Source organism: Bradyrhizobium cosmicum (assembly GCF_032290525.1).
GTDB lineage: Bacteria > Pseudomonadota > Alphaproteobacteria > Rhizobiales > Xanthobacteraceae > Bradyrhizobium > Bradyrhizobium cosmicum_A.
The window spans coordinates 1-334 of record NZ_JASXTA010000111.1 but is presented as its reverse complement, the minus strand read 5'-3'; the positions used below and the strand labels follow the sequence as shown (position 1 = coordinate 334).

Genomic DNA, 334 nt, shown 5'->3' with positions numbered 1-334 from the left:
GCGCCGGCCATGTAGCGGCGATGCGTGAACAGATTGGCCGTACCCCAGAGTAGACGCACCTTGGAAGACGCCATCTTCTGTTCGAAGAGATCGGCAATGGCGTTGAGGTTGGCGACGGATTCGCCGAGCGAGGCGCCTTCCGGCGCGGCATCGACGTCGTGGAAGGTGAAGAAGGGTGCGTCGAGCAGGCGGAACAGCTCGAAGGCGATATCGGCCTTGGCCCGCGCCAGCGCCATCGCATCCGTGCCACGATGCCAGGGCCGCAGGAATGTCTCGCCGCCGAACGGATCGCCGCCGGGCCAGCAGAGCGAGTGCCAGTAGCAGACCGCGAAAC

General features: G+C 65.6%; 1 pseudogene. It reads right to left on the bottom strand.

Annotated features, from left to right (window positions below):
- Window positions 1–334: pseudogene (locus QSV46_RS39270) on the bottom strand (xylose isomerase); the annotation flags it as partial.